Source organism: Cellulophaga sp. 3_MG-2023, assembly GCF_030546975.1.
Lineage (GTDB): Bacteria > Bacteroidota > Bacteroidia > Flavobacteriales > Flavobacteriaceae > Cellulophaga.
In genome coordinates this window covers 56,908-72,076 of sequence record NZ_JAUOPS010000008.1, presented here as the reverse complement: position 1 = coordinate 72,076, position 15,169 = coordinate 56,908, and the positions used below count along the sequence as shown (strand labels likewise).

The window sequence follows — 15,169 nt, the reverse complement described above, 5'->3', positions numbered from 1 at the left end:
CAAAACATAGTATCTTTGTTAAAAAACAATAAATATGATGCGTAAAATATTCACTTTTATACTAACTACAACACTTTTTATTTCTTGTAAAGAAGCTAAAAAAGAAGAGGTTTCTTCACCTAAAGAAACTGTAGTTACCAAAGAAAAAGAACTTACAGTTTTAGATTCTGTTGCTCATGCACACGGATATAAAAATTGGAAAAATATTTCTCAGATACAATTTACTTTTAATGTAGACCGTGGAGAAAACCATTTTGATAGAACTTGGAACTGGCGCACCAAAAGTAATGATGTATTAGCAATGTCTGCTAAAGACACTATTGCTTACAACAGAGCCTCTATGGATTCTATTACCCAAAAAACTAATGCTGGCTTTATTAACGATAAATATTGGCTACTAGCCCCTTTTAATCTTGTTTGGGATAAAAGCAACATTACATTTACAACTACCAAAAATGAAGAAGCGCCAATTAGCAAAAAACCAATGCGTAAATTAACCATTATATATGGTAATGCTGGTGGGTATACTCCTGGTGATGCTTATGATTTTTACTTTGAAGATGATTACCTAATTAAAGAATGGGTTTACAGAAAAGAAAATGCAGCAGAACCATCTATGAGTACTACTTGGGAAAACTACACTGAACAAAACGGATTAAAAATTGCCTTAGACCATAAGAATGCCGAAGGCAATTTTAAATTATATTTTACAGACGTAAAAAGCATTAGCAAGTAATTATTTGCTTTGCAAAATACCTTCTTTTAAAATTTGACCAAAACGGTACATATCTTCAAAAGAACAGTAAAATGGTGCAGGAGCTAAACGTATTACGTTTGGCTCTCTCCAATCTGTTATTACACCGTTTTTCATTAAGTAATTAAACAATTCTTTTCCTTGTCCATGTAACAACACAGACAGTTGTGTACCTCTTTCTTTAGGAGTTATAACCTCAAAAGTAGCTTCTTCTACTTCTTCATCTATTTCCTGTAATACAAACTCCAAATAACTTACTATTACATCTCTCTTTTTAATTAAAGCTGGCAAGCCTACCTCTGTAAACATTTCTAATGAAGCTAAATAAGGTGCCATAGCTAATACTGGCGGATTACTTACTTGCCAAGAATCTGCAGTGTGACTAGACTCAAACTCTGGTTTCATTAAAAAACGAGTTTCCTTTTTAGATCCCCACCAACCTTCTAATCTAGGAATAGTATCATCTGCTAAATGTTTTTCATTAACATACACTCCAGATGCGTTACCAGGACCACTATTTATGTATTTATAACTACACCATGATGCAAAATCTGCATTCCATTCATTTAACTTAAGTTCTATATTACCAGCTGCATGTGCCAAGTCCCAACCTACAAAAGCACCAACATCATGACCCGCTTTTGTTATGGTTTTCATATCAAAAACTTGTCCGTTATAATAGTTAACACCTCCAATTAAAACAAGTGCAAGCTCATCTCCTACTTCATTAATCTTAGCAACCACATCTTCTGTTCTCCAAAAATGCTCACCTTCTCTTTTTTTAACCTCAACTATTGCTTCCTTTGGGTCTAAACCGTGAAATTTAACCTGACTAGTTAGCATATACTGGTCTGATGGAAATGCCTTTTCTTCGCAGATAATTTTAAACCTCTTAGCGGTAGGCCTGTAAAAAGAAGCCATTAAAAAATGAAGATTTACCGTTAAGGTATTCATTACACAGACCTCTTTTATTTTTGCTCCTAATAATGTTGCCATAGGTGCCGCTAAGCGCTCATGGTAATCCCACCAAGATTTTTCTGCATAAAAATGCCCTTCTACCCCCAACTGTGCCCAGTCTTTCATTACATCATCTACAAACTTCTGCGCTGTTTTTGGCTGTAAACCCAGAGAGTTTCCTGTAAAATAAATAGCATCTTTACCATTAATTTTAGGAAAGTAAAACTGATCTCTATATCCTTTTAAAGCATCATTAGCATCTAATTCTTTTGCAAACTCTAAGGTATTTTTAAACTGCATCTATTTAATTTTTATTCAAAAATAAGAAATCAAAATAACTATTTTTGCAAAAACTTTTTTATGCATTTTTTATCGTCTTTATTAGAAAACTACATTGCAAATAACTCTGAAAATGAACCTACAGTTTTAACGGAACTTACTAGGGAAACACATTTAAAAGTTATACAACCAAGAATGTTAACAGGCCATTTTCAAGGACGTGTATTAAGTATGTTGTCTAAAATTATATCGCCAGAAAATATTTTAGAAATAGGCACTTACACAGGATATTCTGCTATTTGTTTAGCCGAAGGCTTACGTAATAATGGTAAATTACACACTATAGATGTTAATGAAGAACTAAGCCACATACAACAGAAATATTTTGAAAAAAGTGGCTTTTCTGATAAGATTGATGCTCACGTTGGCGATGCCTTAGATATTATACCAACGCTAGACGTTACTTTTGATTTGGTTTTTATTGATGCAGAAAAAAAGAGCTACCCTGCTTATTTTGAAGCTGCACTAGCAAAAACAAGACCTGGTGGTATAATTTTATCTGATAATGTTTTATGGTCTGGTAAAGTTGTAGAACCTTTGAGTCCAAAAGATGTTACTACAAAAATCTTATTAGATTACAATAAAGCTTTAAAAGAAGACTCTAGAGTAGATACTGTATTGCTACCTATTAGAGACGGACTTACGTTAAGTAGGGTTTTGTAACCTTTTTACTTAATTTATAAATTAAAATAGCAAAAACAATACCTACTAAAGCACCTGTAGCAATGTCTAAAGGATAATGCACACCTACATATATTCTGCTCGTACAAAATAACAATGGCCATATGTAGGCAAAGTATATCCATTTATACTCCGCTCTTAATACCAACACAACAATTGTTGTTAATGAAAATGATGATGATGCGTGCCCAGAGAAAAAACTATAACCTTTAGCTTCTACAACTACACGTATAAGGTCTCCTAAAGCGGTATCACTACTTGGCCTAACCCTTGCAACAAAATCCTTAGTTAAGTTGGTTAGTAACATTACAAACAAAAACACTGCTAGTACAGTAAAAAAATCTACCAATGCTTGCTTTCTTGGACGCTTGTAAAAAATTAGAATAAAAAAAAGTACATATAGAGGAATCCAATTATTAATATTGGTTACAAAAGACCAAAAATAATCATACTCTTCAATACCTAGATTATTTAAGTAAATAAAGAGATCTCTATCCCAATCTAATATTTTTTCCAACATAGATTACTTTCTCTTAATTACGCCAGCAATATCTTCTACATCTTCTTTTACCTTAGTAACACCTTCTTTAATGTCTTTGGTAAAGCTAGTATCAATACCTTGCTTTTCTGCGCTTTTAGTAATCTCTTGTTTTATATCTTCGGTTGCATCTTTAAGTTGACGCATACCTTTACCAAGTCCCTTAGCAATGTCAGGAACCTTATCTGCTCCAAAGACCATCACTACAATAAACATAATGAAGAAAATTTCGCCTCCGCTAATAAATAAGATAAACGTTGAATACATACTACAAATATAAACAGAAGTTTTATTTGCACCATAAAAAAAGCCCCACATCTTGAATAATTAACAAGTGTGGGACTTTCTATATTTTTAGGACTGAAACTATTTCTTCATATTTCCTTTAAACTTATCAAAACCAGACTTAACTTCTTTAGCTGGCCAAGAGTTGTTTGTTGTATCTATATCAGCAGTTTCTGCTTTAGGATCTACAACTATACCTACTAATTCTTTTTGAGAAGAAACTACTTTCTTAATTTCTTTATCACTCATTCTCCAAACTTCTGCTGGGTAAGTAATATTCTCTTTAGAACCGTCTGCATAAGTATACTCTACAATTAATGGCATTGGTATACCACCTGGCTTGTTAAAAGTAACTTCATAAAAGAATTTTGGCTCTTTAACTGCTGCTCTCTCTGCTGCAGTTAAGTTATCCATCATATATTCTTTTAATGTTTTAGAAACATCAGATGGGTTTTTACCTTTTAAGCTAGCGTCATAATCATCACTATCTATATCTGCTAAGAAAACCATTGGAGGCAAGTCGCTCATTTTTAAGTTTCTCTGCTCCATAATATCTCTAATTTGCTTTGGTGGCTTAGATGATACTTGGTATTTTTTAACCTCTTTAACTCCCATATCTACATAATCTGTAGTATAGAACCAACCTCTCCAGTAGTAATCTAAATCTACTGCAGACGCATCTTCCATAGTACGGAAGAAATCTTCTGGAGTTGGGTGTTTAAACATCCAACGTTGAGAGTATGTTTTAAATGCATGATCAAACAATTCTCTTCCCATAACAGTTTCTCTTAAAATATTAAGAGCCGTTGCAGGTTTACCATATGCGTTGTTACCTAATTGGTATACGTTTTCTGGGTTAGACATAATAGGAGCAATAAATTCTTGGTCTCCTGCCATGTAAGGTACTATTTTAGAAGGCTCTCCTCTTCTAGATGGGTATTTAGCATTTGGCGCTATAGCATCTGGAAACTCTTCTCCAAATTCTTGCTCTGCCATATATTGCATAAAAGTATCTAAACCTTCATCCATCCATCCCCACTGACGTTCATCAGAGTTAACAATCATTGGAAAAAAGTTGTGACCAACTTCATGAATAATTACACTAATCATTCCGTATTTTGTACGGTCTGAGTATTCTCCTTTTTCATTAGGTCTTCCGTAATTCCAGCAAATCATTGGGTATTCCATACCTTGTTGTTTTGCGTGTACAGAAATTGCCTTAGGATAAGGATAGTCAAAAGTATGACTAGAGTAAGAACGTAATGTATGCGCTACTGCTTTAGTAGAGTACTCTTCCCATAATGGGTTACCTTCTTTTGGGTATAAAGAAACTGCCATTGCTGTTTTACCACTTGGCAATTTAACATTTTGCATATCCCAAATAAATTTACGAGAAGTAGCAAAACCGTAATCTCTAACGTTTTTAGCTTTAAATTTCCACGTTTTTTTATCTTTAGAAAAACCTTTTTCTGCAGCTTCTGCTTCTTTTTGTGTTACAATAATAACTGGCTTATCAAAAGACTTTTTAGCCTTTTCATAACGCTTCATCATATCTTTAGAAAATACTTCTTTTCTATTTTGTAACTCTCCTGTTGCATCTAATACGTGATCTGCAGGTACAGTAATATTTACTTCGTAATCTCCAAAAGGAAGTGCAAATTCTCCACTACCCCAAAACTGATGATTTTGCCATCCGTCTACATCACTATAAACAGCCATTCTTGGGAAAAACTGTGCTATAACAAAAGCTTTATTTCCATCTTTCTCAAAATACTCATATCCAGATCTTGCTCTGTTTACAGTATGGTCTGGTACATTGTACCACCATTTAATAGAAAAAGAAACCTGAGTTTTGCTTTTTAATGGTGTAGGTAAATCTACACGCATCATAGTTTGGTTAATTGTGTATGGTAAATCTTTACCACTTGCATCTTTTACATGCTGAATTTTAAATCCACCATCAAATTCTGCTCCTTTCATATGAGAACCTGCAAATTGACCTACAGGCATTGCTCCTTGTAAAGCAGAACCATTTCTTAATGCAGATTTAGTACCTTTTTCACGTACGTTCTGATCTAACTGAACCCATAAAAATTCTAAATCATCTGGAGAATTATTTACATAAGTAATAGTCTCTTCTCCGTATATTTTTGCGTTTTTATCATCCAACTCAATATCCATTTTGTAGTTGGCTTGTTGCTGATAATAATTTGGACCTGGTGCTCCAGATGCAGACCTGTACGTGTTTGGAGTTGAGAACTCCTGATACATTTGTCTAAATTTGCTCTGGTTGGTGTGGCCAGCTTGTTTTTCTGTTTGTTCCTGTGCTTGCACCATTACAGTGGCAAACAAAAATAGAACAGCAGCTAAATAGTAGTTAATTTTGTTCATTTTACATTGTTTTAAGTAGGCGAAAATTAACACTTTTTTAGCGATTTGATAAAGGAGTCTTAAAACTTTAACATTCCTTTATTATTTCCACGTGTTAACACCACACTTTTCTTATTTTTTAAGAACTTAAAGTGCACTATATTCTTTTGTTCCTCATAAATATCTGTAAGCACTGTACTTTCTGCTTCAATGGTTTTTAAGTCTTCTAGCTTTATATTTTGTACTTCTAAATACATAACAACATTATCTACGTCATACTCTTTTCCTAAATAAGTAACCTCAACTTCTTTTCCGTTTACATAAATATGAAACTTTTGCTTCATGTATTTTTTAATATAATCTTCAGCTAAAGGGTTCTCGTTTTTAGTTGCCAAGTTAGATTTTACATCGTATCGCTGTTTTAAAAGCTCATCAAAATCATCTATAAATACTCTAGACGTAATTTGCAAAGTGTGTTCTTTATCAGAATATTTAACACTAGTAACACTCACATAATATTTATGTATGGCAACAAAAGCAAAAAGGGGTAACAACAATAATAAAAATCTTTTTTTAAGCATAATGTGTAATTTACAATCATCAAAAGTAAGCAATTGGCGTGCCAAATTATAGAACGCAATTGGATTATTTAGTTTGATGAATACTCTATTTTTCCGTTTTAAACTCTACACTCATTTTACGTAAGTAAGCCCAAATTTTTAATTGATCTTTGGTATTTATCACAACCTGAAAATCATCTTTAAACTCACAATACCACATAAACAAGTCTATCTTATCCTTTTCTATCTTTAATTCATTTACAAATAAAGAGTCTGCATAATATCTTTTAACGCGCATAGTTTTCTGGTATCTACGGTTACGCTCTACTCTTTTCTTTAATAATTTGGTTTGCCCGTTTATTGCATTTATTAAAGATAAAATTGATCCGCCAGACATTGATGTATACAGTGCACGTTCATCTGAAGATAGTGTTTTTACATTTTGATTAGGCAACCCCAATGACCTACCATCTACCACTGGTTTTAAAGGTAAATTATTTAAGTCTGTAGATAAGTCTCCAGACAAATTAAAAGGCTTTACTACAACTTCATTTAAAGTTGTTACAGACTCGTATAAAGGCACTATATAGTTGTTAGTTTTTAACATACTTTCTGTAACAACTACAACTTTATTTGCAAACTGAACTGCAGAAAACTCTAAGGTATCTTTTACACGAACCGGAATAGAGAAATAGCCATTTAAATTGGTTATTGTCCCTTTTTCTGTGGTTCTGTTTAATACATACACACCAACGACTTCTTCTGTAGTACTAGTTACAGTACCTTTTAAATCTACCTGCTTTTTCTGTGCCACAGTAGACGTTACTACAAAAATTAAAACAATAAAAAACGAAAGTCTATTCATTACCCTCTTCTTTTAATGTTAAAAAAGTTTTACTTTTCATTTTAAAAAAAGCTTTTATAAAAACATCATTGGTTTGCAACATAAAGGCATCAAAATCCTCATCTTGCTCGCAATACAATACAAATTCTTGTAGTCTTGATTTTGGTATTTTTAGCTTGGTAAGAGTTATAGAGTCTAAATACTTATGCTGCATTTTTTGTCCTGTAGCGTAACGCTTGTTTCTGGCTACACGCTCATTTAACATTTTTGTACGCCCGCTTACAAAATTAATAACCGGATCTAATGAGTTTTTAATACCATCAAAAGACATAGTTTTACCAGAAATTAATTCCCTTTCTGCTAATTCTAATGTTTTTACGTTTGCATGAACAAAACCTAAACTCATTGCTGTTACTTGTGTTCTTTGGTCCAGAACAACCTCGTCTAACTCCTCTAGAGTTTCGTCTAAATTGATGATGTAGCTTTTAAAATCTAGTATTTTTTGGGTGATAATAATCTCCCTATTTTTAAACTGCACAGCAGAAAACAACAAAGTATCTTGTAAACTAACTGGGATAGAAAAACCTCCATTTTCATTAGTTATAGACCCTTTGTTACTTGTTTTATTTAATACATAAACGCCAACAACCTCTTGCTCTTTACTAACTACGTTTCCTTTTAACGTTTTAACTTTTAGCTCTTGTGCTGTACTAAACTGAACTACAAATACAAAAAACAATAAAAGTTGAAAACGAGTCATATCTATCTTATTTAAATTTTAAAAATAATTCACTTTTCTGTCGTAAAAAATCCCAAACAACAAGTTCATTTTTATTTTTGGTAATACCTTTAAATCTAGGATCGTACTCGCAATACAGCATAAACTCCTCTATCCTATCTATTGGTATTTTTAAATTTTTAGAAAAAATAGAATCTACATACCTAGTGCGCAGCTCTTTGCTACGTGCGTATATATCATCTCTTTTTATACGGTCTTTAAGCATTTTTGTGCGCCCACTTAAAAAGTTTATTAGCGGATCTATACTCAAGTAATTATTACCGTTGTTTGCAGAAAATAATTCTCTTTCTGTTAAAGACAATACTTTTACATCTGCATTTGGTAAGCCTAAACTCTTGGCTGTTATAAATGTTCTGTTATCTAAAACAACCTCATCTAACTCCTCTAAAGTTTCATCTAAGTTTACTAGAAACGATGAGTAGTCTAGAATTTTTTGAGTGATTATAATTTGTTTGTTTTTAAACTGTACTGCAGAGAACTCTATTGTATCTTTTAAGTGCACAGGAATAGAAAAATTTCCGCTCTTAGACGTAATTGTACCCTTTTTATTTGTTTTATTTAATACATAAACACCAACTACTTCTTGTGAGTTACTTACAATACGCCCCTTTAGTATTTCTATTTTTTGCTGCGCATTGGTTTGTTGCGCAATTAAAACTAAAAACAAAAAAGTATATACGTACCTCATATAAAAAATAGTATGGTTAATTTATTTGCTGTTATCCTCTGTATCTACATCATCTTCCTTTAAAAAGGCTATACTTTTGCGTGTTAAAAAGTCCCAAATAATAAAATCGTTTTTTTCTTTAGATACAGAAGTAAACTCATTATCTACCTCGCAATACAACATAAACTCTTCTATACGGTCTTTAGGAATACTTAAATCTTTTATAAAAACAGAATCTGCATAAGAGTTACGCATTTGCTGACTTTGTGCATATCTCCTGTCTCTGGCAACACGCTTTTTTAGCATTTTAGTACGGCCGCTTATGGCATTTAAAAGCTTGTTCATATTTAAACTTAAACCACCAAACATTGGTCCGTGATCTGCATCATGCAACAAACGCTCGCTTTGTGGTAATACCACAGCATCTGCATTTGGCAACCCTAAACTTTTAGCGGTTACAAAGGTTCTGTTATCTAAAACAACCTCGTTTAACTCTTCTAAAGTTTCTTCTAAATAAATTAGATTGGTCTTTTTTTCTAAAATTTCTCGGGTAACAATTAGCTGTTTCTTTTTAAACTGTACAGCAGAAAAAATTAAAGTATCTTTTTCCTTGGCTGGCATTACAAAATAGCCTCTGGCACTAGTAATTGTTGCTTGTCCACTGGTAGTGTTAATTACATATACACCATTTACCTCTTGCGCTTTACTTACTACAGCGCCTTTAACAGCTTTGTAGAGTATATCTTGTCCGTTTGCATAAAAACAGACACTTATAAAAGTTAAAAAAAATACGTATTTCTTCAACCGTTATAATTTTTTATATTCTTTACTGTGAGTAACTAAAAAATCTATCAGCTGAAATTCGTTTGACTTTTTTAACAAGGTTTGCGATGGTATTTTATCATCACAATACTGTAAAAAGTTATCTATCTTATCTTGCTTTATACCTAAATCGGTTACAAAAAAATCGTCCTCATAAACCTGTCTTAAAACTCTACTAAGTTTAATTTCTGGTATTTTTGCATTAGGATTTTTCTTCTTTAGAGACTTGGTTAAAGCTTTAAAAATGTTTACAAAATTAATACCGTTTTGCAAACCTCCGTTTTCAATATCTGTATTAGCAACGTTTACAACAGTAGTGGTACGGTCTACCTCATACTCTACCTCTTTAAACTCTTCGTTTTTAAGCTCAACAAATTTTTCTTGATCTTCTGGACTTACAACTACCTCATCTAACTCTGTAACTTTTTCGTTAACGTCTATTACCAAACGGTTTTTCTTTAAAATATCTTTAGTAATAAAAACTATTTTAATTTGATAATTAACTGCTGTAAAAACTATTTGGTCTCCTAATTTTACGTCTATAGCAAAATCACCATCTTCATCTGTAACAGTAGCATCTTCTGCTGTTACATTAATAACATCTAAGTTTGGAACGCTAATATCTCTGTAAATAACGCTACCTCTTAAAAGGTTTCTATCATTATCTTGCGCAAATACAGACACTGTGGTCAGCAGTAAAAAAAGTACTAGTAAATTGTTTTTCATAAAGGTAGTTTTTAGAGACTAAAAAAATAGTTTCTTTTAGCATCTCTTAAATATAATGAAATGCAATTTACATTCAAAAAAAATAGAGTACCATTAAACTTTTGTTAATTTGTAGTAATCAAAATAAAATAAAAAAAAGAGCACCGTTTATGAAAAACTTATTATTAGCAAGCACATCTACCTTATTTGGAGAGCATTACCTAGAATATATTTTAGACGATGTTGCCTTGTTTTTTAAAGACGTAGACACTATTACATTTATACCATTTGCAAGACCAGGTGGTATTAGCCACGACAATTATACAGAAATTGCAGCAAAAGCTTTTGCTAAAATTAACAAAAAAATAATAGGCTTACACACCTACAAAAACGCACAAGAAGGCATTAGTAAAGCACAAGCATTTTTCTGTGGCGGCGGAAATACATTTTTACTTGTACAACAATTATATACACAAGATGCTATGCATTATTTAAAAGAACATATTAACACTGGCAAACCATATATGGGTACAAGCGCAGGTAGTAATATTGCAGGTGTAAGTATGCACACTACTAATGATATGCCAATTGTTTACCCGCCAAGTTTTGCTACAATGCAATTGGTCCCTTTTAATATAAATGCGCATTATTTAGACCCAGACCCTAATAGCAAACACAATGGCGAAACCAGAGAAACTAGACTAAAAGAGTTTCACGCGTTTAACAGCACACCTGTAGTTGGCTTAAGAGAAGGTAGTTTTTTACTGGTACAAGACACAAAAATTACCCTAAAAGGCAAACACACTGCACGTATTTTTGAAGCACAAAAAACACCTTACGAAAGCAAAACAATAGATTTTTAAACAACATATAATGTTTAGATGTCATTTATAGGACAAATTTTGTCTTTTAACCACTGTTTTAGGTGTTAACATATCTTTACTATATTTTTGTTTGCAATGCGTAATTGCATTTTTAAAACACTCCTACTATATGAAAAAATTAGTTTTCGGATTACTTTTTAGTATCTGTCTCTTTACTAGCACACAAGCGCAAGTAAAAATTGGCGAAAATCCTCAAAACCTACATTTTAATTCGGTTTTAGAATTAGAAAGCACTAGTAAAGCTTTAGTAGTAACTAGACTTTCTACCCTGCAAATGGACGCCATTACACCACTTAACGGTGCAGTAATTTACAATACAGATACCAGTTGTTTGCATTATTTTAACGGGACAGAATGGATTAACTTATGTGAAGCAGAAAATGCTGCAGATATTAATTTAGTTGATAATGGTGATGACACTTACACCTTTACAAATGCGGCTGGTGATGATATTACGTTTGAGACTCCTGCCTTTACAAGCAATCATACAGGTAGTTTTGGAGCTACTTTTTCTAGCGGAATAAAAATAACAGATGATGGAAATACGGTTAATATTGAAGTAGATCAAGTACACGGAAACTCTATACTAAACAAAACAATTGGCAGAACTAAAATTGCAGATGATGCTATTGGTGTAGATGAGTTAGGAGATACAAGTGTAAATACAAATAATCTTATAGACGAGTCGGTTACACCCGTAAAAATACAACCAAGCACAACACCAAACCAAGTTTTAAAAACAAATGCTACAGGTACCAATGTAGAATGGGGAACTTTAGATGCTACCAATATTGCAGGACAAGATTTAACTGCAGATGATGCTTCTATAACAGTAACCGGAGGAATTGGCACAACTTTAAATGCTACAAGTATTGTGGTTACCGATGGTGGAATTACGAATGCGAAATTAGATAAAACAAATATTCCTTTAAGCGGATTTGGTGATGCTACAACAGATGTTTCTTTAGGGGGCTTTCAAATTAATAATCTTGCAAACCCAACCTTAGATGATGATGCTGTTACTAAAATATATGTAGATGATGCCATTACCACTGCTGGTACAACTGCTTCTGCCGCTTTAGCTGCTGAAGTTGCTAGAGCAACTGCAGCGGAAAATGCAAATACAGCAAATATCACTTCTAATGACACTGATATCGCTACTAATACAACTAACATTACTAGCAATGATACAGATATTACAGATTTACAAAATGACAAAGAAGACAGTGCTAACAAATCTACTGATGTAAACTTAGCAGATGCTACTAACACCAACTTCCCAACTGAACTTGCAGTAAAAACATATGTAGATACACAAGTTGCTGCTTCTGACCAAGTAATTGTAAGTGCTGATACCGATAATAAAATAACTATTGGTACAGATGGTGGTGCTTTTTATGATGATGCTACATTACAGACTAGTATTGCCTCTAATGCTACCAATATTACTAGCAATGACACAGATATTACAGATTTACAAAACAACAAAGAAGACAGTACAAACAAATCTAATGATGGTACTTTAGCGGGTAATTCTGCTACAGATTTTCCAACTGAACAAGCCGTAAAAACGTATGTAGATGCTCAAGTTTCTACAATAAATACAATCTCTGATGGAAACATTTTAGTTGGTGACGCTACAAATACAGCTGCACAGGTTTCTATTTCTGGTGATGCAACTCTTGCTAATACTGGCGCTTTAACTATTGAAGATAACGCTATTACTTCTGTTAAAATATTAGATAATGAAATTGTAAATTCAGATGTAAACGCAGCTGCTGCTATTGATGGCTCTAAAATTACCCCAGTTTTTACCTCTAATGTTTCAACCACAGGTACAGTAACAATTGGAGCATACACACTGTTAAATACTGATGGTACTACAGGACAAGTTTTAACTACTGATGGTTCAGGAACTGCAACTTGGAAAAACCCAACTACAGGAATTCCAACAGGTACAGCTGGTTCAATTTTCTTTTCTGATGGCGCAGGTAATTTAACAGAAAACAATACTGAATTATTTTGGGATAACACTAATAATAGATTGGGTATCGGAACTAGTTCACCTACTAGTACTTTACAAATAACTGGAGAAGTTAGATCTACAAGTTTTGCTTCTTCACAAGGTACTGCTAACACACCTGCTTATAGCTTCTACACAGGAGATGACACCAACACAGGAATGTACAGACCAGCTGCCGATGAAATTGGCTTTTCTGTTGGGGGTACACAAGCGGTTAAAATTGAAGAAGATTCAGGCGAAACAAACGTTACTGTAAATGGTGCTTTTTCAACACGAATTAAAAGTATTAATACAGGAACAACAGCTGTTCTTGAGGTTGATGAACACACAGTTATTTTTTCAGGACCTGTAACGAATGTTACTTTTCCTGCATCTGCTAGTTTAGGTCAAGTATTAATTCTGAAAAACATTACAATCAACCCATTAACATCAAGCATAAATTTTATAAATGATATAGGAGCTTCTACTTCTAGTCTTCCTATTGGTGTTACTCAATTGCAATATGACGGTGGAAACTGGCAACAAATAAACTAGTATGAAAAACTTACTTTACATATTTTTATGTTGTAGTTCTGTTGCCGTAGCACAAAATGCTATGTACAACAACGGTAGCATACGCATACACGATACTGGTACTCTTGGGCTGCACGCCAACCTTATTAACGATGCTACGTTTGACCAAAATTTGGGTACAGCAGGGTTTTACGGTCAAGTAACAACTAGTGTTACTGGTGCTTTTATTCCTGTTTTTTATGATGTAGAAATTTTTAAACCTTTTAGTTCTGCTATTTTAGAGACTTCTATTACAGTAACTAATGCTCTAAACTTAGTAGATGGCGACTTTGTAACCTATCGTAATAACCCGTTAGAGAACATAAAACTAACACAAGACGCATTTACTGTAGGTGAGTCCAACCTGTCTAAAGTAGATGGGTATATGATGGTAGAACAAAAACAAAATTTCTTTTTTACCGTAGGTGATTCTGGTTACATTAGACCATTAACATTACAGTCGCAAAGCGAAAATGCCACTGCTAAATGTGCTTACTTTTTTGAAGATCCTAACTTGCCATCAACCTTTGCTACCAGTTTTAATACCAATAGTAAAGAAAAAGAAGTTAGAGCCGTGAGCACTACAGAGTTTTGGGATATAGACAGTAGCCTACCATCTACCGTTAGTATTTCTTGGGACAACCGTAGTGATATTGGTAGCCTTGTAGATGAGTATTACCAAGTAGGTATTGCTGGTTGGCACAGAATACAAAGAAGATGGGTAAATTTAGGCAGTGTAGACCCAATTGGCGACATAAACCAAGGTGCAGTAACCTCTGAGACTTTTGTTCCTAACAATTACGAAGTTATTACTTTGGCTAAAATGGCCATACCAACAGAGTTATTAGACCTAGAAAATTACTACGTAAGTAATAATGGCGATGGTGTAAACGATTTTCTTGTAATTCCAGAATTAGAACAATCTCCAAATAATAGGCTTCGTATTTACGACCGAAACGGACTTCAAGTTTTTGAAAAAGACAATTACACTAATGAGTTTAATGGCTACTCTAACATAAACAATAACGTATACAAAAGAAACGAAGGTCTACCAAGTGGTGTTTATTTTTACCTTGTATTTTTAGACGATTTACAGCTAGAGTACCAAGGATTTTTGTACTTAACCGGCACAGGAAATTAGTACTATGTAAGTTAACAAATCATCATTATTTTATATAAAAGCAGGCTTTTTAGCCTGCTTTTTTTATGCTATAAATTGGTTTTAAGCAGCAAATAAAGTAGTAGAATAACAATGGTTATTTTTAGCCTTAACACAATTGTAAGAATTTACTTTTAATTGAATACGTAAATTCAAATCTTATTTTTGTATTTTTATAATAGACAAACACTAAAACTACTTAAAACAAAGGCTTTACAGACTTACATAAG

General features: G+C 33.1%; 15 protein-coding genes. 5 read left to right on the top strand and 10 right to left on the bottom strand.

All coding sequences use genetic code 11. The features are described 5' to 3' along the window. Positions 1-34 precede the first annotated feature (34 nt). On the top strand, positions 35-736 hold the full coding sequence (locus tag Q4487_RS15685; protein WP_336622677.1) for a hypothetical protein: 702 nt from the start codon (positions 35-37) through the stop codon (positions 734-736). Here Q4487_RS15685 and kynU read toward each other — a convergent pair whose 3' ends face one another. After that, entirely contained in the window at positions 737-2,011 is a 1,275-nt protein-coding gene (gene kynU, locus Q4487_RS15680) for a kynureninase (RefSeq protein WP_303545122.1), read from the bottom strand. It abuts the gene before it with no gap. 60 nt (positions 2,012-2,071) lie between these two features. Here kynU and Q4487_RS15675 point away from each other — a divergent pair, with 60 nt between their 5' ends. Then, positions 2,072-2,713 carry an O-methyltransferase gene (locus Q4487_RS15675; RefSeq protein WP_303545125.1) on the top strand — a complete coding sequence of 214 codons (642 nt, stop codon included), beginning with the start codon at positions 2,072-2,074 and terminating at the stop codon, positions 2,711-2,713. Here the strand turns inward: Q4487_RS15675 and Q4487_RS15670 are convergent. The 9 genes from Q4487_RS15670 to Q4487_RS15630 all read right to left on the bottom strand — a co-directional run bounded on the left by Q4487_RS15670 (position 2,691) and on the right by Q4487_RS15630 (position 10,342). Further along, a complete protein-coding gene (locus Q4487_RS15670) occupies positions 2,691-3,251 on the bottom strand; it encodes a phosphatase PAP2 family protein (protein WP_303545128.1) in 561 nt (186 codons plus the stop codon). The genes Q4487_RS15675 and Q4487_RS15670 overlap by 23 nt on opposite strands. Before the next feature lie 3 nt (positions 3,252-3,254). Continuing rightward, positions 3,255-3,536: a twin-arginine translocase TatA/TatE family subunit gene (locus tag Q4487_RS15665; protein WP_303545131.1), complete on the bottom strand. Its 282-nt coding sequence runs from the start codon at positions 3,534-3,536 to the stop codon at positions 3,255-3,257. Positions 3,537-3,635: 99 nt separating this feature from the next. Next, a complete protein-coding gene (locus tag Q4487_RS15660) occupies positions 3,636-5,945 on the bottom strand; it encodes a M1 family metallopeptidase (RefSeq protein WP_100895064.1) in 2,310 nt (769 codons plus the stop codon). A 59-nt stretch (positions 5,946-6,004) separates the two neighbouring features. Next, on the bottom strand, positions 6,005-6,505 hold the full coding sequence (locus Q4487_RS15655) for a DUF6702 family protein (protein ID WP_232732607.1): 501 nt from the start codon (positions 6,503-6,505) through the stop codon (positions 6,005-6,007). 85 nt (positions 6,506-6,590) lie between these two features. Then, positions 6,591-7,349 (bottom strand): carboxypeptidase-like regulatory domain-containing protein, encoded by a 759-nt coding sequence (locus Q4487_RS15650; protein ID WP_303545137.1) that lies wholly within the window; start codon positions 7,347-7,349, stop codon positions 6,591-6,593. Beyond that, the gene (locus Q4487_RS15645; protein WP_303545141.1) at positions 7,342-8,088 is read right to left on the bottom strand and encodes a carboxypeptidase-like regulatory domain-containing protein; all 747 of its coding nucleotides are present in this window, start codon (positions 8,086-8,088) and stop codon (positions 7,342-7,344) included. Before Q4487_RS15645 ends, Q4487_RS15650 begins: the two co-directional genes overlap by 8 nt. A gap of 7 nt (positions 8,089-8,095) precedes the next feature. Beyond that, positions 8,096-8,815 carry a carboxypeptidase-like regulatory domain-containing protein gene (locus tag Q4487_RS15640; protein ID WP_303545144.1) on the bottom strand — a complete coding sequence of 240 codons (720 nt, stop codon included), beginning with the start codon at positions 8,813-8,815 and terminating at the stop codon, positions 8,096-8,098. 21 nt (positions 8,816-8,836) lie between these two features. Continuing rightward, entirely contained in the window at positions 8,837-9,598 is a 762-nt protein-coding gene (locus Q4487_RS15635) for a hypothetical protein (protein ID WP_100895059.1), read from the bottom strand. 3 nt (positions 9,599-9,601) lie between these two features. Beyond that, complete coding sequence (locus tag Q4487_RS15630) at positions 9,602-10,342, bottom strand: hypothetical protein (RefSeq protein ID WP_303545147.1); 741 nt, start codon at positions 10,340-10,342, stop codon at positions 9,602-9,604. Between the two features lie 149 nt (positions 10,343-10,491). Between Q4487_RS15630 and pepE the strand changes: the two genes are divergently transcribed. The 3 genes from pepE (at position 10,492) to Q4487_RS15615 (ending at position 14,921) form a co-directional block, all read left to right on the top strand. Beyond that, a complete protein-coding gene (gene pepE / locus Q4487_RS15625) occupies positions 10,492-11,184 on the top strand; it encodes a dipeptidase PepE (RefSeq protein ID WP_303545149.1) in 693 nt (230 codons plus the stop codon). Between the two features lie 130 nt (positions 11,185-11,314). Further along, positions 11,315-13,762, top strand: coding sequence for a hypothetical protein (locus tag Q4487_RS15620; protein ID WP_303545152.1), 2,448 nt, complete (start codon positions 11,315-11,317; stop codon positions 13,760-13,762). 1 nt (position 13,763) lies between these two features. Then, positions 13,764-14,921, top strand: coding sequence for a gliding motility-associated C-terminal domain-containing protein (locus Q4487_RS15615; protein WP_303545155.1), 1,158 nt, complete (start codon positions 13,764-13,766; stop codon positions 14,919-14,921). Positions 14,922-15,169: the final 248 nt, after the last annotated feature.